At 42.8% G+C, this 23,831-nt stretch carries 20 protein-coding genes, 1 tRNA gene, 1 pseudogene and 1 other annotated feature; of the genes and pseudogenes, 4 read left to right on the top strand and 18 right to left on the bottom strand.

Annotation, left to right across the window (positions count from 1 at the left end):
* Positions 1–149: 149 nt before the first annotated feature.
* From DW835_RS18630 to DW835_RS09880, 7 genes and pseudogenes are all read right to left on the bottom strand, one after another.
* Positions 150–1,055: pseudogene (locus tag DW835_RS18630) on the bottom strand (stage 0 sporulation family protein); the annotation flags it as partial.
* Positions 1,056–1,224: 169 nt separating this feature from the next.
* Positions 1,225–3,645, bottom strand: a complete 2,421-nt coding sequence (gene pheT / locus DW835_RS09905; RefSeq protein ID WP_118731070.1) for a phenylalanine--tRNA ligase subunit beta — start codon at positions 3,643–3,645, stop codon at positions 1,225–1,227.
* A gap of 90 nt (positions 3,646–3,735) precedes the next feature.
* Positions 3,736–4,779 carry a phenylalanine--tRNA ligase subunit alpha gene (locus tag DW835_RS09900; RefSeq protein WP_347559370.1) on the bottom strand — a complete coding sequence of 348 codons (1,044 nt, stop codon included), beginning with the start codon at positions 4,777–4,779 and terminating at the stop codon, positions 3,736–3,738.
* 94 nt (positions 4,780–4,873) lie between these two features.
* Positions 4,874–5,145: a binding site (T-box leader), on the bottom strand.
* A 207-nt stretch (positions 5,146–5,352) separates the two neighbouring features.
* Positions 5,353–6,405 (bottom strand): sialidase family protein, encoded by a 1,053-nt coding sequence (locus DW835_RS09895; protein WP_118731069.1) that lies wholly within the window; start codon positions 6,403–6,405, stop codon positions 5,353–5,355.
* Between the two features lie 6 nt (positions 6,406–6,411).
* A complete protein-coding gene (locus tag DW835_RS09890) occupies positions 6,412–7,311 on the bottom strand; it encodes a carbohydrate ABC transporter permease (RefSeq protein ID WP_118731068.1) in 900 nt (299 codons plus the stop codon).
* A 12-nt stretch (positions 7,312–7,323) separates the two neighbouring features.
* A complete protein-coding gene (locus DW835_RS09885; protein ID WP_207665421.1) occupies positions 7,324–8,244 on the bottom strand; it encodes an ABC transporter permease subunit in 921 nt (306 codons plus the stop codon).
* A 106-nt stretch (positions 8,245–8,350) separates the two neighbouring features.
* Entirely contained in the window at positions 8,351–9,898 is a 1,548-nt protein-coding gene (locus DW835_RS09880) for an ABC transporter substrate-binding protein (protein ID WP_118731067.1), read from the bottom strand.
* 222 nt (positions 9,899–10,120) lie between these two features.
* Between DW835_RS09880 and DW835_RS09875 the strand changes: the two genes are divergently transcribed.
* Genes DW835_RS09875 through DW835_RS09860 form a run of 4 tightly spaced genes read left to right on the top strand, consistent with a single transcriptional unit; the run spans position 10,121 to position 14,713 of the window.
* Positions 10,121–11,767 carry a histidine kinase gene (locus tag DW835_RS09875; protein WP_181968689.1) on the top strand — a complete coding sequence of 549 codons (1,647 nt, stop codon included), beginning with the start codon at positions 10,121–10,123 and terminating at the stop codon, positions 11,765–11,767.
* A 26-nt stretch (positions 11,768–11,793) separates the two neighbouring features.
* Positions 11,794–12,978, top strand: a complete 1,185-nt coding sequence (locus tag DW835_RS09870; RefSeq protein WP_182430295.1) for a helix-turn-helix domain-containing protein — start codon at positions 11,794–11,796, stop codon at positions 12,976–12,978.
* Between the two features lie 54 nt (positions 12,979–13,032).
* A complete protein-coding gene (locus DW835_RS09865; RefSeq protein ID WP_117466058.1) occupies positions 13,033–14,019 on the top strand; it encodes an aldo/keto reductase in 987 nt (328 codons plus the stop codon).
* Positions 14,012–14,713, top strand: coding sequence for a PIG-L family deacetylase (locus DW835_RS09860; protein ID WP_118668862.1), 702 nt, complete (start codon positions 14,012–14,014; stop codon positions 14,711–14,713). The genes DW835_RS09865 and DW835_RS09860 overlap by 8 nt, the downstream gene beginning before the upstream one ends.
* 70 nt (positions 14,714–14,783) lie before the next feature.
* On the opposite strand, the gene DW835_RS09855 is transcribed toward DW835_RS09860, so the two are convergent.
* The 11 genes from DW835_RS09855 to DW835_RS09805 form a co-directional block, all read right to left on the bottom strand.
* Positions 14,784–14,996 (bottom strand): hypothetical protein, encoded by a 213-nt coding sequence (locus DW835_RS09855; RefSeq protein WP_118731065.1) that lies wholly within the window; start codon positions 14,994–14,996, stop codon positions 14,784–14,786.
* Between the two features lie 70 nt (positions 14,997–15,066).
* The gene (locus tag DW835_RS09850; RefSeq protein WP_117466061.1) at positions 15,067–16,059 is read right to left on the bottom strand and encodes a DNA polymerase III subunit delta' C-terminal domain-containing protein; all 993 of its coding nucleotides are present in this window, start codon (positions 16,057–16,059) and stop codon (positions 15,067–15,069) included.
* 110 nt (positions 16,060–16,169) lie between these two features.
* A complete protein-coding gene (locus tag DW835_RS09845; RefSeq protein WP_117466062.1) occupies positions 16,170–16,610 on the bottom strand; it encodes a YaaR family protein in 441 nt (146 codons plus the stop codon).
* Between the two features lie 70 nt (positions 16,611–16,680).
* On the bottom strand, positions 16,681–17,271 hold the full coding sequence (locus tag DW835_RS09840; RefSeq protein ID WP_118731072.1) for a guanylate kinase: 591 nt from the start codon (positions 17,269–17,271) through the stop codon (positions 16,681–16,683).
* Between the two features lie 60 nt (positions 17,272–17,331).
* Positions 17,332–18,753: a pyruvate kinase gene (gene pyk / locus DW835_RS09835; protein ID WP_118731064.1), complete on the bottom strand. Its 1,422-nt coding sequence runs from the start codon at positions 18,751–18,753 to the stop codon at positions 17,332–17,334.
* Positions 18,754–18,775: 22 nt separating this feature from the next.
* The gene (locus DW835_RS09830) at positions 18,776–20,215 is read right to left on the bottom strand and encodes a PLP-dependent transferase (protein ID WP_182430294.1); all 1,440 of its coding nucleotides are present in this window, start codon (positions 20,213–20,215) and stop codon (positions 18,776–18,778) included.
* A 34-nt stretch (positions 20,216–20,249) separates the two neighbouring features.
* Positions 20,250–20,816 carry a phosphohydrolase gene (locus DW835_RS09825; RefSeq protein ID WP_182430293.1) on the bottom strand — a complete coding sequence of 189 codons (567 nt, stop codon included), beginning with the start codon at positions 20,814–20,816 and terminating at the stop codon, positions 20,250–20,252.
* A gap of 52 nt (positions 20,817–20,868) precedes the next feature.
* The gene (locus DW835_RS09820) at positions 20,869–22,386 is read right to left on the bottom strand and encodes a peptidoglycan binding domain-containing protein (protein ID WP_118538578.1); all 1,518 of its coding nucleotides are present in this window, start codon (positions 22,384–22,386) and stop codon (positions 20,869–20,871) included.
* Positions 22,387–22,493: 107 nt separating this feature from the next.
* Complete coding sequence (locus tag DW835_RS09815) at positions 22,494–22,814, bottom strand: AzlD domain-containing protein (protein ID WP_022312593.1); 321 nt, start codon at positions 22,812–22,814, stop codon at positions 22,494–22,496.
* Positions 22,790–23,488, bottom strand: coding sequence for an AzlC family ABC transporter permease (locus tag DW835_RS09810; protein ID WP_118731062.1), 699 nt, complete (start codon positions 23,486–23,488; stop codon positions 22,790–22,792). The genes DW835_RS09815 and DW835_RS09810 overlap by 25 nt, the downstream gene beginning before the upstream one ends.
* A 245-nt stretch (positions 23,489–23,733) precedes the next feature.
* Positions 23,734–23,806 (bottom strand) — tRNA-Lys (locus DW835_RS09805).
* Between the last annotated feature and the right edge of the window lie 25 nt (positions 23,807–23,831).

Genomic DNA, 23,831 nt, shown 5'->3' with positions numbered 1-23,831 from the left:
CGGTTATTTTCCCCGCGGTTATTATTTCTGCGGTTGTCGTCCCTGCGTCCGTCGCGTCTGCGGTTTTCTCCACGGTTGTCACCACGATTCTCTCCGTCAGTTCTCTGCTCTCTGCGGTCCTGACGCTGCTCCGCACGTTTTTCTGCGCGTTCTTCCGCTTCTTCCTTCTCCTCGATCTCCTCTAACTTCTCGAGTTCCTTCTGTTCTTCCTTAGACAGTTCCTGACCGCCCTTTTTGCCGCGGCGTCTCTTGAATTGTAACGTGTCTGCCGCGTACTCCTTCAGTTCCTTCTCGTCGCCGACTTCTACCAGCACCTTGACCAGCTGGCGCAGTACGTTGACGCTCTGTACCTCGCCGTGCAGTCCGTCTGCCGTCTGGACATAGTCACCCACACTGGGAAGCTTGCGGTTCAGTTCCTCGTAAGTGTCTTCCTCATTTTTCAGACAGCACATCAGTCTGCCGCAGACTCCGGAGATCTTCGTCGGATTCAGGGACAGATTCTGCTCCTTCGCCATCTTGATGGATACCGGTACGAAATCCGACAGATAGCTGTGGCAGCACAGAGGCCTTCCACAGATGCCGATACCACCGCGGATCTTTGTCTCATCACGGACACCAATCTGACGCAGCTCGATACGGGTCTTGAACACACTTGCCAGATCCTTTACCAGTTCACGGAAGTCGATACGTCCGTCTGCTGTAAAATAGAATAATACCTTATTGTTATCAAACGTATACTCCGCATCGATCAGCTTCATTTCCAGACCGTGCTTTAAAATCTTCTCCTTACAGATCTTGAAGGCTTCCTTTTCTTTTTCTTTGTTGGCAGCCTCCTGCTCGATATCTCTCTCTCCGGCGATCCGCATCACAGGCTTCAGCGGCTGGATTACCTTGTCATCCTCCACTTCATGCACTCCCGCAACGACCGTGCCGAACTCAATACCTCTGGCGGTCTCCACGATCACGTGGTCGCCTCTCTTTATCTCAAGCTGCAGCGGATCGAAGAAATATACCTTGCCCGCTGTACGAAATCTTACACCGATTACTTTTGTCATATCTATCTACCTCACTGATGCCGTTGGCATCTTCTAATAAATTAAAATAACGTAGCTATTCAGCACCCCATCGCAAAATAGCAGCTGCCTGTGCGAAATGCACCTGCAACTGCTATTTTATCATATCTTTTCGAAAATGACTACTCTATTTCTTCTATCGCTTACCGCTTTAGGATCTGAGTTCCACACCCAGCTTATTGTTCAGGTTCTTGAGAATCTTCTTCACGTAGCCGTCCACTGCCTCTGTGGTGAATTCTTCCTCCTTCGGGGCAAAGGTTACGGTGAAGGCCATGGACTTCTTCTCGGGTCCCACCTGTAATCCCTCATAGACATCGAAGAGTTCTACGGACTCCACGAAGCTGCTGGCTTCCGCGATGGCCTTCTCTACCTCGCCACAGGTAACGGACTTGCTCATTACCAGTGCCAGGTCTCTGGTCTCCTTGGCGAACCTGGAGATCGGTGCGAAGGTAGGAACCTTGCCGTATACGGGACGCAGGGCTTTCAGATCGATCTCTGCGATGTATGCGGATTCACGCATATCTTCTTCCTTCTGAATCTCGTAGGTCAGCTGACCCAGGTAGCCGATCTCTTCGCCGTTGTACAGAATCTTTGCAGTACGATAAGGATGCAGGAAGGTCTTCTTGTCCTCTACATATTCGAAATCAATGAACAGTGTCTCTGCTACCGTGTCTACCAGACCTTTCAGGGTGAAGAAATTCTCTTCCTTACCCCAGATACCGATGCAGATGGTCTCTCTCTCATCGGGATACTCGGTCAGAGGCAGATCCTTAGGGATGAATTTATTGCCGATCTCATATACTCTGCCTTCCAGACAACCGTTCTTCTGGTTACGGGCAATGGCATGGATCATCTGGGGAGCCAGAGTGGTACGCATCAGGGACAGATCCTCGTTGATCGGGTTGATCAGACGGATGGCCTTTCTCTCCGGTGCATCCTCAGGCAGGCCTAACAGATTCAGATCGGAAGGAGAGAAGAAGGAATAATGTACACCCTCAAATGCGCCCTGTGCACACAGTGCTCTCTTGATCTTAAGCTCGGTCTTCTGTTTGGTATTCATGCCGCCGCTGGTTACAGCTGCTGCCGCGAGGAAGGTCGGTGTTACATGGTCGTAACCGTACATACGGATCACTTCCTCTGCAATATCGGGATAGGATTCCATATCTTCACGATATGCGGGTACCTGAATGGTCAGTTCGTCACCGTTAATTACGGGCTGGAAGTTCAGAGACTTTAAGATTCTCTCGATGTCAGCGGTAGGTACTTCGATACCCAGTACGCCGTTCACCTTCTTGATGCTTGCCTTCATCTCGGTGGGTTCAATGGAGTTGCCGGTGTTTACCTCTACGTGGGTAGAAGATACTTTACCACAGCCCAGTTCCTCGATCAGATGCAGTGCTCTCTTGCTTGCCATAACGGTAGCATACTCATCCACGCCTTTGGCATATCTCTGGGAAGAATCGGAAGACTGTCCCAGTGCTCTGGAGCTCTTACGGATATTGTCTCTTGCAAATTTTGCGGACTCGAAGATAACAGCCTCTGTCGTATCGCGGATCTCGGAATTTAAACCGCCCATGATACCTGCTAAAGCTACGGGCTTTACGCCATCGCAGATAACGAGGTTGTTTTCGTTTAATTCAAACTCTTTTTCATCCAGCGTCATGATCTTTTCTTTGTCATGCGCACGTCTTACATGAATCGCATTGCCCTCGATATAAGAAGAGTCAAAAGCATGCATGGGCTGACCCAGTTCTTTTAAAATGTAGTTCGTGATATCTACCACATTGGAGATAGAACCGATACCGACCAGTGCCAGTCTCCGTTTCATCCATGCGGGAGATTCCCCGATCTTTACATCGGTTACATAATGTGCAATATATCTGGGGCACAGATCCGGAGCATCCACGGTCACGGTGAATCCGTCCTTCGTGATGCCGCTCTCGGTGTAGTCCAGTGCCGGAGTTTTTACAGGTTTATTCAGGATAGCAGCTACTTCTCTGGCAATACCGAAGATACTCTCGCAGTCCGGTCTGTTGGCGGTAATGGCAATGTCAAAGATCCAGTCATCCAACTGTAACAGAGGCTTTACATCTGCACCGATCTCGGCGTCGTCCGGCAGTACCAGCAGTCCGTTGTAGCCTGCACCGGGGTACAGATCCTCATTCAGTCCCAGCTCGGTACCGGAACACAGCATACCGCAGGACTCATAGCCACGCAGCTTGCCTTTTTTAATCTTCATGGTGCCTTCGATGGTCACATGATCTTTTGCGGTAGCGTATACCTGCGCACCTTCCAGTGCTACGGGGTATTTGCCGCCTACATGTACGTTGTCTGCACCACAGCAGATCTGCAGGGGCTCTGCGCCGCCTACATTTACCTTACATACATGTAAGTGGGTCTCAGGGATGGGCTCACACTCTTCTACCAGTCCGACTACCACGCCGCTGATGTCCTTACCTACTTCGTAGGATTCCTCTACCTCAAAACCGCAGGAGAACAGCTTCTCTTCCAGTTCTTTGGCTTCTACATCTATATCCACATATTCTTTTAACCAACTAAGTGGTACTAACATATCTTTTACCTCCTTCGATGCCGTCTTGTACGACATCCTCTCGTAATGTTCCTTGCATCGTTACTGTTTTAAAATCATATTCCTGTGATCTTAGTCATCATTGATCTGATCCAGTACACGCATATCAGATTGATATAACAGTTTGATATTGTTAATACCGTACTTTAACATTGCCAGACGCTCAATACCGATACCGAATGCCAGTCCGCTGTACTCCTCGGAGTCAATGCCGCAGTTCTCCAGCACTTTCTTATTTACAATACCTGCACCCAGTACTTCGATCCAGCCGGTACCCTTGCACAGACGGCAGCCGCAGCCACCACAGGCGAAGCAGCTGACATCAACCTCTACGGAAGGCTCGGTGAACGGGAAGTAAGAAGGACGCAGTCTCGTGGTGGTACCTTCACCGAAGATCTTCTGTACCAGTACTTCCAGCATACCCTTCAGGTCACACAGAGTGATGGTCTTGTCCACTACGAGACCTTCCATCTGGGTAAACATGGGAGAATGGGTCGCATCATCATCGGAACGGAATACTTTACCGGGGCTTAAGATCTTAATGGGAGGCTTCTGATTCTCCATCACGTGAACCTGACCTGCGGAGGTCTGGGTTCTAAGCAGGAATTCCGGAGACAGGTAGAAGGTATCCTGCATGTCTCTTGCGGGGTGATCCTGCGGGGTATTCAGTGCGGTAAAGTTGTAATAATCGGTCTCGATCTCGGTACCTTCGTATACGCTGAAGCCCATGGACGCGAAGATATCGATCAACTGGTTACGCACCTGGGTTACGGGATGCAGATTACCGGTCTTGCGGCTCTTTGCCGGCATGGAGATATCGATCTTCTCACTCTCGTAGCGCAGCTCCATCTCTTTTTCTTTTAACTTCGTGTTCAGCTCATCGAAATGCTCGCTTGCCCAGTTCTTCAGTTCGTTGACCTTCTTACCGAAGTCAGCCTTCTCTTCCTTGGGCACGGAACCCATCTGCTTCATCAGTCCGCCGATAATACCGTTCTTGTCGAGAATGGTCTTTTTGTACTCGTAGACACCCTTGGTGTTCTCGATCTTCTCCAGCTGTTCCCGGATGTCGGCTTTGATCTGTTCGACTTTTTCATTCAATTCGTTTAAATCTGCCATCTTACTCCTCATTTCTGTGTGAATGATTCACACGTATTTTTACTTGTGCCTGGGGAAATTTATATACAAGAAAACCGCGCATATAACTTCACCCCATTGGGACGAATTTATATCCGCGGTACCACCCAAATTCCTTATGTGAAAAATGAAAATTATTTTTACATTCACGATAAGACTCTTAACTCACGTAACGAGTGAGGAAACGTCATACCCTACCAAATCCATGCTCTCTGCTCTCGAATTCTTCCGGTATGCGGCTCGCGTGGGAATTTCGATTCTGCTTGAACCTCAGGAAGCTTTTCAGCCGGTGGGCTTCCCTCTCTGTCAGGAAAATAGAATCTTACTGTGCACGTTCATTGCCTTTACCTTGATATGATAATACCGAAATAGCGGAAATGTCAAGGTATTTAACTCTCAAATCTCAGTATAATACTTCATCTTTTTCATATCACTAACTCTACCTTATTAGATAATCGTTTGAAATAAATAAAAGAATACTTCTCCTAAAGTCTGGCAGAAGAACTCTTTAAGAGAAGTATTTCCTTTTAAATTACGTTTTATAAAAGTTCAAGGCTAACCTTCTATTTCGTTAATAGGTATTTTTAACAAAAAATGTTCCTGAGAGTTCTCACAGGCAATATAAATCAAATTCTTTTGCGAATCCACAAATCCATGCGGATAAAAGAACGGTTCATCAACCTTTGTCAATGGGATTTTTTTATTCCATGTCCTTGTTCCATCACTACTTACCCACATTTCCAATGGTTTTCTTTTGTTCCAGTCGCAAAATTCCTGACACATGGTAGGATTATGTATTAATAATATGTTATTTCCTGATTTCAGCAAGGTAATTTTTGATGCTGGATTTGGAATATCTGTTTTTTCCGGTTTGCTCCATGTTTTCCCATAATCATCACTAAAAGAACGATAAAGATATCCCGTGAATTCTGCCCTCATAAGCATAACCAGCTTACCGTTTTCATACTCCGCAATATTATTTTCCCAAAGCGATGTCTGCACCTTCAAGTATCCTTCTATGTGAAAGCTTTTCCCATTGTCTTCTGTTCGTAGCACGCCACATCGAAATGGCCACTTTTCATCAATGCCATCATTTGGTACGGAATGGAGTTTCCAATCCCATGCTCCACAACATTCCTGCCAATATATCGGGAATACCCATGATCCATTACTAAGCACAATTCCTTGTCTGACACTTCCACTTATAATTCCATTCGGAAGAGACTGTGGCTCTGACCAGGTTTCTCCGTTATCAGTGCTAAAAGAACGATATAAAATCAGTTCTCTATATCTTGACGGAGCATAATAAGTCATCAAAAAGAGGCACACTGTATTGTCGTGGCAAAACAGTTCTGTTGCCCACACGGCACGTTCACTATGTTGAAAAATTATTTCCGGTGCACTCCATGTACAGCCATCATCTTTGCTTCGGCTGATAATTACCAGATTTTGATTCGCCGGTTCTGTCTTACCTCCACTTAAGCAGACACATACTAAATCACCGTTTGGCATGCGCCTCAAAAGAGGTTCTCTTGCATACTCAAAGTCTGGTTTTGCTCTCAATATTAAATTAGCCGTGTAATTAAAAAGGTCTCTATTATTTGTCATATCTCTCTATTCCTTTACCGCACCTACTGTAATACCTTTTGTGAAGTACTTCTGAAAAAACGGAAAAACAATGATAACCGGTAATGCACCGATAAATGCCATTGCCATCCTAACCGTTCCTGACGGCACATTCGCTATAATGGAATTAACATCTGATGTAGCTGACATATTCTGTGAAAGGAACTGTAGGTCTGTCATTATTTTATTTAAAAAATTTTGTAAGGTATAATAATTAACATCCGTAACAAACAGCAATCCATTATACCAGTCATTCCAATAGCCAACTCCAACCAGAAGTCCTATAGTAGCTAAAATAGGTTTTGATATCGGCAGTACAACATTTCGAAAAATAGATATTTCTCCCGCTCCATCAATACGCGCCGCTTCCAACAGCACTTCCGGAATGTTTTCATTAAAAAATGTTCTTACCAGTAATACATTAAAACCATTCACCAATAAATGGGGAAAGAGTAATGCCCACATTGTATTTTTAATATGGAAGATTTGTGTATACATCAAATATGTTGGTACCATTCCACCATTAAATAACATTGTAAAAAAAACAAAAAGCATGATCAGCTTTCGTCCAACCAGTTCTTTACGTGAAATGGTATATGCCAAAAGTACGGTTACCATTATCCCTAAAGCAGTCCCCATAAAAGTAACTAAAACTGAATTTAGAAAGGATTTCGAAATTACCGTTCCCTGTTTAATCAGAAATTCATACGCTTCTAAACTCCATTTTTGGGGAAAATATGTATATCCGTATAAATTCAAAACATCATTATCTGTTAAGGATGCCACTGCCATCAAAACCACAGGAGCAATGCACATAAATGAAATGATTCCTAGCACGACATATGCCACAATAATCACTATACTATTTCGTTCTTTTTGTTTCCTCATAACTCCACTCCTTTAGAACAAAGCATTTGAAGGACTAATTTTCCGAACCAGAAGGTTAGTTAAAAACACCAGAATAAATCCAACAATTGATTGATATACTCCTGCTGCTGATGCCATTCCCACATCACCCAGCTGAATGAGAGATCGATACACATAGGTATCAATTGTGTTTGTCACGCTAAACAGTGCTCCGGAGTTCTGCGGAACCTGATAAAACAATCCGAAATCCGAATAGAACACTTTGCCAACAGCAAGCAAAACCATCATAATAATTGTGGGTTTTAGAAATGGAAGGGTAATATACCAGATTTGCTTCATCTTTCCCGCACCATCTAATTCTGCTGCCTCATAATAATCTTTGCCAATTGAAATGACACTTGCATAATAAATAATTGCAAGAAATCCAAAATTCTTTAATGTATTTACAAATAAAAGAATAAAAGGCCAATACTTCGGTTGACTATACCACTCAATGGTATCTATTCCCAGTTTGGTAAGAATTTGTGTATTGACAAATCCAAGATCATTTCCCAGAAAAGCATAAACCAGATATCCCACAATAATAATTGATAAAAGATATGGAAGTAATATGACTGTCTGGAAAAATTTAATGTGTATGCTGTTACGAATTTCATTCAGCAGTATAGCTATTGTAAGTGCAACCAGTGTATTCAAAACTATAAATGCTAAATTATAAAGAAGTGTATTTCTGGTAATAATCAATGAAGTTGAAGTGCTGAATAAATATTTAAAATTGTTAACACCATTCCACGGACTTCCCCAAATACCATCTCTATAATTAAATTCTTTAAATGCAACCACAAGCCCAGTCATTGGTAAATAGTTATTTATCAATAAATATAAAATTCCCGGTAAAGCCATTAAATATAATGGCAGCTGCCGTTTCATTTTTTTCAGTTTTTGCTTTTTCATCAATAAATCACCTTCCTAATTTAGAGACAATAAGACACGGTTTATTTTATTAACAGATGTCGATACTGACAAAATCACAATAAACCGTGTCTTGCTTCCATACTGCTTACTTCTCAGCCACCCAACTGTCCAACTGTCTCTGTTTCTCTGCAATCACCTTTTCAATACCAGCCTCACGCAGAGCCTGTATAAATTTAGGCAAATATTCTTCCGGATCTAATTCACCATTTTCCAAACCAAGTCGATATTCTGCTAATACACTATCCAAAGCAGCAATTTCTGACTTAACTGAAGAGGAATCAAATATAAAACCAATTGCCTGCGACTGAATTGCATTTTCATTGAAAGCCTTCATCTCATCATAATAATTATCATTTTCTACTGTTTCCCATGCATAAGAAATCAGCTGATTACCAAACGACCATCCCTGGTTAAGCCCATATCCATCATTTTCAGAGGTAACACCTTCCGGGTAAGTAATTAAAGTGTTGGTACCTTTCACACGTTCATAATGTACACCCTCAATACCCCAATCAATAATATTAAGCACATCCGGATCTGAATACAGCAAATTCAGAAACTTTAATACAGGGATCTCATCTTCACATGTAATAGGAATAGCCATAACAACTCCATTAATGGAATCCGTTGTAGCAACGGCCTGCGACAAACGCGCATCCAGGGTAGGAACCCCTGTTGAATTCTGTACATCTACATAGCCGCCCGGCTTTTTATCTCCCATGTAAGAGAATAGTCTTCCTGACTTATATAAGCCCATACCCGTATCCGGGTTGATAGAACCGTCACTTAAAATCCAGCCCTTATTGTACCAATCACGAATATAATTCAGCGTATCTTTATACCATTCGGTTTCATACAAATTTACCAACTGATAGTCATTCTCGCCGCAATTCATCAGAACCCCATAGTAATCGCCCATCTTATCAAATGAAGCAAATCCGGATTCCAGTATACTTTTTCCATTATCCTGAGAAGACGTCATAACCATGCCCGGTTCCTTCTCAGAAACAATTGCAAATAATTCCGCCAGATCATCTGTATTGGAAATATTTTCTCCCATTTCTACCAGGTCATATTTCTCCAGAATCTCTTTGTTCAAAGAAATTCCTCTTGCCTGTGCCATATCTTTATTTACCGGCAGACCGTATATTTCGTCCCCAACTGTTGATGCTTTCAGATAATCTCCTAAAGCATTGACTACCCCAGGTGCATATTCCTGTAGTGTATCCTGTGCAATCGGCAGAAGCTTATTCTGATTAATCGCAGAACTGAAATCACCACCAAACATAATATATAAATCTAACTTTTCATTACCAGAAACCATTAGGTTTATTTGCTGGTTATAAGTACCAAGGCTTAATGGCACGAGTTCTACCTCTACATTAATCTTTTTACGAGTCTGTTCATTTAAGGCCTCTTCAATCATGTCCATATCTTCCGGAATGAATAAATTGCAGAAAAATGCAAATGTTATCTTGTCCGGTTCTGTGCTTTGTTGCTCCGATGATTCTGACAACACTTCTTTGGTTGAATTTTTAGATTCCGTTTCTGTTTTTCCGCAGCCTTGCAGCAACGACGAAAATGCCAACAAGGCAGCACACATAATAGCTACATATTTTTTTCTTTTTTTCATTAATCTTCTCCTTTTCTTTATAATAGATTTTTAAACCTCTTTCATACCCTGTGCACATAATCTATCATACTTTCTTTCGTCATATCTGCCCTATTTTCGACTTTTTTTATCCAATTTTTGACATTATGTACAAATATTATTTTAAATATGCTATATAATATATAGTGCTACATGTCAAAAATACCAAACTTTAGAAATTTTAGAAATGAGGAAGAAACGATTATGAAAGGAACCTTAAAGCAGACTGTAAACAAATTTATTTTTCTTTTTGTAGTTCCACTAAATATTCTTTTAATCATAACCAATTCTTTCTTTATGTTTTCCACCTATCGGCAAACAAAAATATCTACTGAAAATATGGTTAATTATTTTTTAGACGATATTGATTCTCGTTTGAGTACGATTTCGTTCTTTCTCATAAAAAACGGAACAGAGGATCCAGCCTTTCAAAGTATTGCTTTTGATTATGCTGGCAAAGATTACGCATTGGAAAAAATTCACTTATACCAAAATCTTAATTCAAAAATTGATCTTTGCCAGGAAATTGCCTATTTATTCATGTTTCATTCTGAAAACAACGAAATGGTCATCATCCCTTCTTCAGAATATGTGTCGCATGGTAGTTATCAGGCAAAAGAGACTCTTTGCGAAATGTTGAAAAATCCTGAACAGTCCCTGAATGCTTCCTGGACATTAATAACACTCCAAGATCAACAGTTTTTGTTGCGCTTATTTAAATGTAATAGCACTTATCTTGGGGTCTGTGTACCGACAGATACCATGATTCAGAAGTTAGAAAATTACAGTTTTTCCAACACAGCTGTAACAATTGCACCAACCGGTACTTTTACAGCCAAAGATAGTCTGCTTGATTTTTTTCTCTTACAGCATTTTCAAATTACAGCTGATTCATCCACCGGAGATTTTTCAGTATTTTTATCTGCTGATATTCCATTGCAGAATTATATTATTATTGTCTTATGTTGGTTTACGACCTTTTTCTCACTATGTTTGCTATCTTTAATTCCAATAGCAAATACATATTTACAAAGAAATATATTAAACCCAATCCTTATATTTATCGAACATATGGATAGTATACGGGATAATGACTTTTCTTCCGAACTGACTGAAAATATGGGAAGCATGGAGATGGATCATATGGCAGCTTCTTTTAACACCATGATTCATAGAATACAGACCATGAAAATTGAACTTTATGAAAAAGAACTGCAGCGAACTCAACTGGATTTACAATGTCTGCAGCTTCAATTAAGCCCTCATTTTTTTATAAATACATTAAATACCATTTATTTTCTGTCCATAAATGAAGAAAACTTGCAGTTACAGTCTCTCACCTTAGAATTTATGGAATATTTCCGGGCTGTATTTAAAAGCAGTTCATCCCTCATTCCTTTAAGAAAAGAACTGGAACAATGCTCGCATTATATTTCCATACAGCAAGTTCAAAAAGCGCAAAAGCCACAGGTATATTTCAATATTCCCGATTCATTGACTGACTGTATGATTCCTCCGCTTACCATATTGACTTTTTTGGAAAATTCAATAAAATATGCACATGAACAGCTCAAGCTCCTAAAACTAAATGTATCTGCCATGCTTCAGCAAGAGGATGCTTCTTATTACCTTATACTTACGATAAAGGACAATGGGGTCGGCTTCCCTGATTCACTTTTGCAAGATATTGAAAATTATACACCGCCTTTTTCCATTGGAAACGAACATATTGGCTTGAAAAATCTTTTGAGCAGGTTCTACTATTTTTATGACGGTAATGCATTTATTCACCTGTGTAATCCGAAGACCGGCGGAGCCTGTGCAGAAGTAAAGATTCCAATTGAACTTTAGAAAGGATTTTGCTTATGATATTGCTTATGGTCGACGATGAACCAATAATCATTCAAACATTAGCTCGTTCTATTTCCATAGAATCATTAAATATTGAAAAAATACTCCTTGCTTATAGCGCAGAAGATGCAAAAAGATATTTTTTAAATGAGCCCATGATTGACTTAGTTATGTGTGATATCGAAATGCCCCAAACAAATGGATTAGCCTTGCTTTCCTGGATTCGGGCTAATTATCCGCAAACAGGTTGTGTCTTTGTGACTAATTACAGTGTATTTCAATATGCCCAGGAAGCAATACGGCTTGGCTGCCTGGATTATATTCTAAAACCCATAACACCACAACAAATAACTGCATCTATTGAAAAATGTATTGACAAACTCCATCATCCAGATAAGGATCTTTATTTAAACCAATATTTGCAGAAAGAAAGTTTATGGCACGATATGCTTTTCTCCTATATTTCCGGTCATGAGTATATCTTACCGTCTCAGACCATGTTGGATATACTCTATTATCCGGTACTTTTTATTATTGACCGCCAGCAATGTAATAATATTCAACAAGTTGCAGATTTACGATATAACGTTCAAAAACAAATTTACACAGAAGTACAAACATTTAGTCCACATGCTGTTGTCTTTAGCTACCAGCTCCAAAACATTTTTATCCTGTTTCCTTGCAAGGTACAATATATTGAGGAAGTAAAACAACAGATTAAAAATATGTATACATCCCTCGTAAAAAATAGCCTTCCACTGCTATGTGTCACCGGATATAGTGCCAAAATCCCCGTGTTGCTGGGTGAGATGAAAGATATGCTCCAATTAGATCTACATGGTCCACAAAATATTTTTGAATTTGCTGAAGTTAATGAGAGCTTATTACCCAAAAACAGTTCGCTTGTTTATGTAGTGCAAAATTACATTAAAGAGCATTTGGAACAGGAAATCTGCCGAAATACCGTTGCGGACTATATACATATGAACCCAGATTATCTTGATCGTCTTTTCAAAAAAGAATTTGGATTATCTGTCTCTCAATATATTAAGGAAAAGAAGATTGATTACGCCAAAATGCTATTACGCACCACAAATTTGAGTGTAAGTGAAATTGCACAACGTTTAGGTTATATTAATCTATCTCATTTTACAGCTTCATTTAAACAAATTACAAATACGACACCTGTTAACTATCGTAAAAAATATTAACTTCATCGGTAATTTCCTCTATTCATACCCTGAATATGAAAGTGAGGTACAACAATGAAACATATACACATTCCTGAAACAAATATCACTATACCAAGAATAGCTGCAAGTTTTGCTCCAGCCGGCAGTGATTACACCGACACACACAATTATTATCTGGTAGATGCATATCTGGAACTTGGTGGCACATTTTTAGATACTGCAAATGTATACGGTCGATGGTTTGAGCAAAGACTTCCGGTAAATGAATTGTGGTTGGGAAGATATTTTTCCGAAAGGCACAACCGGCACCACTTTATTCTGGATAGTAAAGGTGGCGCATTAAATCCTTGGGATAAATCCATCCCCCGAATTAATTCCGAGTGTCTGCGCCATGATTTGGAAAACAGCCTATCCAATCTTCATACGGACTATCTGGACTATTACTGGGTTCATGTTGATGATCCTGCTGTTCCTGCGGGTGAAATACTTGAAATTATGAATCAATTCAAAAAAGAGGGGAAAATTCGCTATTTTGGATGCTCTAACTGGAGTGCAGAGCGCATTCGTGAAGCTATGCGTTACGCTGATGATAAAAAAATCACCGGCTTTACAGCACATCAAACTATGAAGAATGTTGCGTATCCCAACATGCCCGCTGTTTTATATGATGGAATGACATATATTTCTTCTGAACTGGAACAATTACACACAAATAATCAATTCCCGTTATTTGCTTATACAGCAGCAGCCAGAGGTTATTTTTCACTTGCAGACCGGACAGACTTTCAAACTGCGCCGCAGTATCGATCCTGTCGGGAATTATTTGATAACAATAAGTCAAGGGAACGACTTACCGCTATTAAAAAGCTTGCCAAAGAAACCGGCTGGGATCTTACCCAAATTGTTCTGGCATACATTTATCAATTACCATATCCTTCTGTGCCGGTTATTGGTGTACAGTCACTGCGTGATATTGTTAATTGTCTAATAGCTATGGAATTACCAATTCCCACAGATTTCTTTGAAAAAATAATCAGCAAGGAGGTTCATCATGAATAAACCTACTTCCCCTGTTATTTTAGCTATTGGAGCACATGTTGGAGATATGGAATTAACTGCCGGGGGACTTTTATCTACCTGTGCAATGCAAAATTGGACTCCGGTTATTATTTCCTTAACTACAAGTGAAAAAAGTGCCAGTGCCACAGATGATTTAGACAAATTTATAGAAATGAAAAGGCGTGAGGCTACTTCTTTTGTTACTGAATTACATGGTCAAAGCACAATATATGATATTCCTGATGGTTTCCTTGTTCCAACAGATTCCTTATGCCTTGACCTTTGTGCCTTGATCCGCAAGCTGAAACCGCAGATTTTAATAACCCATTATCAAAGCACACACAAAGATCATATGGCTTGCCATACTATTGTTAATAATGCTGTTTTTTATGCATCCTTACCAGCCATCAAATGTGAGTATCCAGCTTACAACGTACCAGCATTTTATTACACAGAAAACTGGGAAGATTGTAGTTCCTTCCGGCCGCAAACCTTTTTTGACATAAGCGAAGGTTTTTCTCTATGGCAAAAGGCACTTGAGCAGGAGCAAAGTGTACAAAATTGCCCTTTTATGCCAATTGTAGAATATTATCGACTTAAAGCAAGAACCAATGGCATTCTTATGAATTGTGAATATGCTGAAGTTTTTATGAAGGCAGAAAATATTCGTTCGTTAAATAAAGGGAATTTATGATTTTTCCCCGATGCCGCATTGACCGACGGCACATGCTGAGAAGCAAACACCGCAATTTAATTCCGGTAAATTAGCTCTCCAGGTGTGCCGCACTGGCATCCGCCGCCATCTGCCAAAGTTCCTCCGCTCCGTACTTATTCCAGTTCGGATAGACACCGTAGACGATTTCGTATTTTCCGGCTGCAATGCTGTTTCTGCGGTTTATTTTCCGGTTCCGTTTTTTCCAGATCCGAATCGCAACAGATAGCAAATAGCTTTTCGGGAAAGTGTCCTGAGATTTCAACCGGTCATTTTTTTCAAAAAAATAGAAAGTGAAGCGTAAATTTCACTTTCTACTTATTCCTGTCTTTCTGTTAACCGTTCTCCTTGATCTCCAGCATTAACAGTTCCATGGTCAGATCAAAGTTTACGTTAGCATCCAAGCGCCTCTTCGCCTTGTCCAGTGCTTCGATGACTTCCTCGATTCCCTCATAACTGCTGCGCTGTGCGACACGGCGGATGGCACTGATCTCCTCCCGGAAGACGAGATGGTTCACATCACTGGTCGCTTTGAACAGGAGCACATCCCGGTACCAGATCGCGATGAGATCCAGGTAATCATTGATCTGCAGCTTATATTCCGTGATCTTCTTGATCGCTGCGGTGATCTCGCTCAGGTCCATATCCTGGATATATTTTAACAATGACAATGCTTCATTCTTAATGTTATCGAAGTCCTCACTAGACGCCAGGGATTTCGCCTTGCCGATATTACCTCTGGCAAATGCCACACAGACCTCCGCTTTATAATCCGGCACCTGCAGCTGATGCATGAGATAATTACGCACCAGTTCATCGGCTACCGGCTTCATGTTCAGTACCACACAACGACTGAGGATCGTCGGCAGCAGAGAATTCACATTAGAAGTCAACAGCATGATCACTGCATACTCGGGCGGCTCCTCCAGCGTTTTCAAGATTGCATTCTGCGCCTGGGGCGTCATCTTCTCTGCCTCGTTCATAATATAGATCTTATAGGGACTGCTGTATGGCTTGATGGCGATATCATTGTTGATCTGCGCACGAATATCATCTACGCTGATGGTATTCGGCTTCTCATGGCTGACATAGATAATATCCGGCTGGTTGTCCGACAGCGCCTGCTTACAGGAATGGCATTCCTGACAAGGCTCGGTTCCGCCCTTTTCACACTGCAGGGTCATGGCAAATACTCTGGCAATAAATTCTTTGCCGGAGGATTTTTCACCGTTGATGATATAAGCATGGGAAATCTTCTTCGCCGAAATGGCGTTCTGTAAATGCTCTTTAATCTGTTCCTGACCTATGATGTCATGAAATGTTGCCATTGGTATTCCCCCTGTCTGTTATCTTATGCTATGTCTGTACACCGTTAATCATCTGCTCTGCTTCTATCGTACTTCCTTCTGGCCATTAGCGCAAATAAAATTTTGCAGGATCAAGTAAAAATATCCAATAACAGTCCCCGGATCTCCCCGATCTTGTTCAGGATCGCCAGATTGTCTTTTTCATCCTTCATCAGTTCCTGTGCCAGCTGATCCAGATTCTCATCCACCAGCCGGATAATGCCATACACACGGTGCCGGCCTCTCCGATCCAGGAAGTTCTCTCTGGAAAAAGAATGGGATCTGGTCACCACTTCATTGAGAAATTCCTTGACCAGCCCACGGTAATGTCGCATATCCTTCACATCCCGTTTCTTTGCTAGCTTTTCGCCCTCTGTGGTGATCTCCGCCATCAGGTTCGTCAGTCGCTCCTGAAGTTCTGCTTCCTCCACATGGCTCGCCAGCATGAATTTGAAGCTGCCGTCCGTGGGCGCTGTGTTCTGTACCTGCTCCACGGGAGCCGGCTGCTGTATCTGATTTACTCTCATTTCCATACGCCCACCTCTTTTCCTTTGTTTACCGGCTATATTCCGGCATTTTTCTTCTCTGTTATCAGTATTTCGGCTATATTCCGGCTTCTTTTAAGTACTTTGTAATATCTTTCAGACATTTTGTCAGATCTGTATTCTCGAATCTGTCCCGGATCCCTGCTGCCGCCAGCTTTTCTTCGGAGAAATCTGCGCTGTCCGCCAGAAATCTGCGACACATCTCTTCGTACTTCGGCTTCTCCTGTCGCAGTTCCCTGTCCAGTGCCCGCTGCAGGCGTACACCGTCATCCAGCTCAATATAGACCGGCAAAATAGCTTCTGTTCCGAAATAAGCAATCATTTTCTCATAGGCTTCCAGTGTTCCGATCATGAGATAATTCTTCGTGGTCAAATCTATCTGTCCGTCATCCACTGTAAAATACCGCCAGATGCCATAGACCGTATTATAAGCTCTGTCCTCTATGACCTTCCCCTGTTCCCTCAGGGTCTGAAAACCGGTCTCATCTGTGAAAAAATATTCCACACCGTTCTCTTCCCCGGCACGGATCGGTCGTGTCGTATAAGGCACGATAGTCCTCAGATCCATCGTGCCCTCTTTCATCAGTTTTTTAAAAATAGTATCTTTCCCTGAGGAGCTTTTCCCCATGAGATATACGATTTTTCCCATATCTGTATTCTCGTTTTCCCGATACTGTCCCAGCTTTTTTCCTGCCTGCACAGTACGTTTTTATTCTACTTCCACCACGTGGATCATATCGGTCTTACCTACCACGCCCAGGGGTACACCTGCAGTAATGACAACTGTGTCACCTGTCTTCACCAGACCCGCCTGCTTTGCCTTGAATACCGCTTCCTCGAACAGAGCATCCGTGGTCCGCTCCTTCTGGATCATGACAGGTTTTACACCCCACAGCAGATTTAACTGGCGGTATACCTTCTCATCCAATGTACAGCCGATGATCTGGCATCCGGGCTTATAACGCGCGATCATATTCGCAGTAAATCCGGACATGGTTACGGTGATGATGGCTGCTGCATTCAGATCGGAAGCCACGCTGCAGGTCGCATAGGAGATTGCCGTAGTAATATCGGGAGTTTCCTGTCTGTCTTCCTTAACTTTCTGCATTCTTCCGCGGTAGTCAATATCCTGCTCCGCTCTCTCTGCGATACGGCTCATGGTCTTAACTGCCTCTACGGGGTACAGACCGGCTGCACTCTCGCCGGACAGCATGATGGCTGTCGTTCCATCATAGATGGCATTGGCAATATCCGTTGCCTCAGCTCTGGTAGGACGGGGATTCTTGATCATGGATTCCAGCATCTGGGTCGCAGTGATTACATGCTTGCCCTGTGCCACTGCCATCTTGATCATCTTCTTCTGCAGAATAGGTACTTCTTCCAGAGGGATTTCGACACCCATGTCACCACGTGCTACCATGATACCATCTGCCACGTTAATGATCTCTTCCAGATTCTGAATACCCTGCATGTTCTCGATCTTGGCGATGATCTTGATCTTGCTGCCTCTGTCCTCTACGATCTTGCGCACTTCCTGAATATCTTCCCTGGTTCTGACAAAGGAAGCTGCGATAAAGTCAAATCCGTGCTCTACACCAAACACAATATCTGCCAGATCCACCTCACTGATATAAGGCATGGACAGAATCGCTCCCGGTACATTGACACCCTTATGATTCGATACAAAACCGCCGTTTATGACCTTACATACAATGTCTTCTCCTTTGATCTCTTCTACCGTCATTTCGATCAGACCGTCATCGATCAGGATCGTTGTCCCGACATTGATGTCATTTTTCAGATTTTTGTAGGAAATAGTGGCTCTTTCCGCTGTTCCCATGATTTCTTCCGTTGTCAGGACAAACTGCTGACCGGATACCAGCTCTACCTTACCGCCCTCAAAATCACGCAAACGAATCTCCGGTCCTTTGGTATCCAACAGAGTTGCTACCGGCAATCCCAGTTCTTTTCGTACTTTCAGTACTCTGTTGTATTTAACCAGCTGTTCCTTATGGCTTCCATGGGAAAAGTTAAAACGTGCCACGTTCATGCCCGCAAGCATCAATTCTCTTAATTTCTCCTCGCTCTCACTGGCCGGACCGATGGTGCAAATAATTTTGGTTTTTCTCATACAGGCTAAATCCTTTCTGCTGCTATTTTTTTTGATTTTTGACTACGGTAATGCAATATTCGTCTTTTTCGGTGACTCCCTGTACCTTCAGACCCTTTCTGAAATACTCCGCAAGCTTTCGGCAATGGATCTCTTCGATCTGTTCTCCCGGTACCAGCACCGGAATTCCGGGAGGATACAGATTCACAAAATCTCCTGCAATCCTGCCTGCAGCCTGTGCCAGAGGAATCTCCTCTTTTTCGGCATCCCATGCATCCGCAAGAGACAGACTGACTTCCGGCTGCATGTGATAGAGAGATGTCTCTCTGGAATCTCCGCCTTCCGTCTGTGGCTGCGTCTGCCACTTTCCCGCAGATATGTCACGATCGATGGCAAGCAATGCATCCGTCATTCTTGTGTATGCCTCGTCACTGTCTCCTATGGTGAACATCGCAAGACAATGATCTGCAGCTGCCATTTCCAACTGCAAGTGGTACTCCTCTAATAGAATATCATAAATCTGCTGTCCTGACAAACCTGCCTTTGAAGATAATATCACCAGTTTTCCGATATCCTGTCTGGCATCCAGCGGCAAGAAATGAAGGTTCCTGCATTCTGACAGTTCTGTCAGCATTCTCAGATAATTCACCTGCAACCGGGCAAACAGATAATCTCCCTGCTCCTTTACCAGCTGTAGTGCATTGTCAATTCCTGCCATTAGTACATAGGATGGACTACTGGACTGATAAATATGCAAAAATCTGCGCAAACGCTCTCTGTCGACCAGTCTTCCGTTGACATGAAGCAACGCGCTCTGTGTCAGTGCCGGCAAAGTCTTATGAACACTGTGGATCACCAGATCTGCGCCACACTGGCAGCTGTTCTTCGCAAATCCTTCCGCCAGTCCCAGATGAGCACCATGGGCTTCATCCACGATCAGAGGAATTCCTTTACTATGTACCAGCTTTGCGATCGTCTCTATATCTGCGATCCTGCCTTCATAAGTGGGTGACACCAGAAATACCGCATCCGGAACAGGCTCCCGGCTGAATGCCTCTGCGATCTGTTCCGGAGTTACCGCATCATAAATATCATACTCCTCCATCATTTCCGGATACAGATAAGAAACTGTTAAATTTCTCAGATATACCGCATGATACGCAGATTTATGGGCTCCTCTGGTCATAAGGATCCGCCCGCCCCTCGGAACCGCCGCACTGATTGCCGCCAGAACCCCGCAGGTACTTCCGTTGATAAGGTAAAAGCTCTCGTCTGCGCCGTACAGTCCGGCTGCCTCGTCCTGTAATCGTCTTAGGATTTCCTCTGGAGCATGTAGATTATCAAATCCATCAATCTCCGTGATGTCGATATCCATGATCTCCCGGGGGAATTCTCCACAAAGCAGTCTCTTATGTCCCGGCATATGATAAGGATAATAATCTGTCTTACTGTAGTCTTTTAATCTCCGGTATAATTCACCCAATTCCGTCATTCTCCTGTTTTGGGTTTCCACCCTTTTATTTTCCCTGCTCCTCTTCAATCTTCCGAAGCTTCTCGATCAGGGCTCCATGTCCCTTATGTACATGAAATGTCTCCATAAGCGAACACCATTTGTCTGCCATGGTGACGATCCAGGCTTCACGACACATGGGAACTGCGGAGATTGTTAGCGGCCACATATGTTTTTTTATAATATCTTTTTCTCTGGGAGTGAGATGGTATTCCTTCTGTGCATTGTGAAGCGCTCTTCCCGGATGATAAAAGCCATGAAGCTTATGGGGGCTGATATGATCCGGCGTGTGCCAGTCGTACAGAAAGTAATCATGCAATAATGCCCCACGGATCAAATCCCTTTTTTCACAGGGAATATGCAGCTTCTCGCTGATGGCAAGACTATATTTTGCCACATTCATACTGTGATCATTGACTGTCATGTTACCGTGCTGTACATGTGAACGTGTGGAGCGAAAGTTCTTAGAACGCAGAATATCCGGTGCTACCGCCCAGATCTCCTGCCTTAACTGTCGTTCTCTTTCAAATCTCTCTTTCCACTTCTGCACTTTTTTTGCTGAACGCTGTTTCATAGAACTGCCTTCCTTCTCAATATCCCATCATCTATAGTCACACTGATTCGCATTAATAGTAATAGCATACTACCGGGAAACCGGTAGATACATATTCATAAATAGCTGCCGCCATATTCAGTGGCAGATTGACACAACCGTGAGAGCCTGATGTCAGATAGATGGTTCCACCGAAGCTTCCTCTCCAGGTAGCATCATGCATTCCGACATTTCCGTTAAAAGGCATCCAGTAGTTTACCGGCGTCTCATAATCCGCACCGCGTAATACAGCATTTTTTGTCTTATAGGTCAGTCCGAACACTCCGGGAGGGGTCATGCAGCCCGCTTTGCTCATATTACCGGATACAAAATCTGTCTCCAATACAATGCTTCCATTCTGGAACAGATAAAGATGCTGATTCGTCAGATCAATTTCCACGTAGGAATTACCGATATCGTCACTTCCCTTTTGTGCTCCCTTGCTGCTGTATACCGGTTCCTTGTCGATGTTTTCTCCCTTTTCAATAGAAGCTGTCAGTTCTTTGACCTCTTCCTCGCGGTCGGTCTTCCAGCCGTAAGCTCCGCTGGGCAAGGTAAGCTCGATTCCCTGAACTGTGGTAAACTTTCTCTTTTTGCCATAGGTATCGTATTCTTTGGCCTGCTCTGCTACGAATTCCTCGATTGCTTCCTCGTCCAGTTGGGGATCCTTGTTATCCGTCTGGATCCACTCATGGATCGTATCTCCGTCTACGACAACCTTATTGCCGTTCCAGTCATAGGTGATCTGTGCGCTGACCCATTTATTCATGGTATCACAGGCTTTTACCAGCGCTGCATCCTCTGCCGTTATTTTGGCAGTTTCATAACAGCCCTGCTCCTCCAGATCTACCGTGGTATCTCCCTGCATGATTGCTGTGGATACTACTTCTTCTACCAGGTTGTTGTTCAACTCTATTCCCATGGTCTCCGGAATGATTTCATAATTCTTGTTCTTCTCGGAATATTCACTGATATAAGCATCTTCCGGTGCAATCATATTTTTGTTCTGCAGTGCAGGCATCTGTGCCAGTTGTTCCTGCAATTTGTCTGCATCATAGGACACACCCTGAACTACATCATGATTCTGCGTACTCCACAGCATCTCAATCCACAGGAATTCATTCTGTCTGTCCAAAAGCTCCTGTGCCGCATTCAAAGTATCCACCCAGTACATTCCGATCTCAGATGCTGTGATCGTACCGATCTCTTCCTGCACACCGTTCTCATCTCTGCCCAGAATCTGTAAACTATACTGCTGTGACTGCTGATCCATGATCGCCGCTACCTCTGTCGCCGTCATATTACTGCAATCACTGTTATTGATATAAGTATGATTCAGGAAATGAGACTGGTAGTAAATTGCCACACCACCATATGCCAATAGAATTACTGCAACTACAGCTGCTACAATACCAATCCATTTTTTGCTCTTTTTCTTCTGTACCGCTGTCTCTTCCACAGGCTGTTTTGTTTCCTCTTTGCTCTCCGTTTCTTTCTTATCAGCCTCTTTCTTTGTTGTTTCTTCTTTTAATTCTTTGTTATCGGTTTCCATTTTATCTTCTGTTTCTCCCTCATCTTATTTCTGTTGCGCTCATTATAGCATTTAATTTCGTAAAAAAACAGTGTGAAAAGGCTGAAAAAAAGCCTTTTCACACTGTTTTAGAATACTACTTGCACTAATATCATATAAAGTATGGTCCCTACAGCTATACTCAGCAACGTATTTTTCTTCCAGATATGAAGCAATGCCACCACGGCAATAGACAGCAATTCCGGAAATCCATGACTGCCGGTAAACAGATTAATTCCTTTTACACAGTAAATAACAAGAATCACCATAATGGCCGGCGGGAGTACTTTTCCCAGATATGTGACTGTTTCCGGAACCTCTCTCTTTCCACCAAATGCCACGAAAGGAACTGCCCGTATGATCAAAGTAACAATAGCTGCAACTGCTATGATTGCGACGGAATGTAACATTTTTTCTTAACTCCTAATAATATGATTGCGGCAATGGTCAATGCAGGTAATAAAAAGGTGTCTGCGCCCAGTACCAGTAAACACAGAACTCCGACAACGCCTCCGATGACTGCCGGTTTATGTTCTTTCGTATCCATCCACTGGTTGACTACTATAACTGTGAATAATGCCGTCATGGAAAAGTCAATTCCCGTAGTGTCGATTGGCAGGACCCTTCCGGCCAGTGCACCTACACAGCTTCCCAGAATCCAATAGCAATGATCCAACAGAGAAATGTAGAAGCTGACCCGTTCCTCACGCATTCCCTCAGGAACTTTCAGATCACATAACAGAGAAAACGTCTCATCCGTAAGGGAAAAGATCATATAAGGATATGTTATACCCATTTTTTTGAAATTTTCTACAAAAGAAAGTCCGTAAAATATGTGTCTGCCATTGACAAACAACGTCATGATCAGTGTATACCACAGACTTGCTCCCGCCGTCAGCAAGGTGACCAACACAAACTGCATGCTTCCCGCATACACAAACAAGCTGATAAAAAAGGCCCACCAGAAGCCGTATCCTGCATCATTCAGCATCAGTCCAAAGGCAAATCCCAGGAAAAGATATCCCAGCATGACTGGTATGGACTGTACGATTGCGTAACGCAGTTCTTTTACTTTACTTTCCATTTCGATTTTAAATCTCTTTCGTTGATTTTTTGTTTCCGACGAATTATTTTAGCATATCATTCTTGTGCAGACAATGGTCTGATATAGGTTCTCTTGTGCCTGGGAAAACTATGAGAAACACGCTTCGCGAGTTTCTCAAGTTATCGCGGCAGTCGCCAAGGTCTCGTGCAAGCACGGACTTTGGCTCGTTGCTCGCGTAAATTAAAAGAGATCAATATACAAACCGTATATTGATCTCTCTGCAATGAGACACGGGGGATTCGAACCCCCGACAACTTGATTAAAAGTCAAGTGCTCTACCGACTGAGCTAGTATCCCATAAATATTTATTTTTGCATATTAC

The sequence above is a fragment of the Clostridium sp. AM34-9AC genome, assembly GCF_003480225.1.
GTDB lineage: Bacteria > Bacillota > Clostridia > Lachnospirales > Lachnospiraceae > Acetatifactor > Acetatifactor acetigignens.
This window is presented reverse-complemented; position numbering and strand designations above follow the sequence as displayed.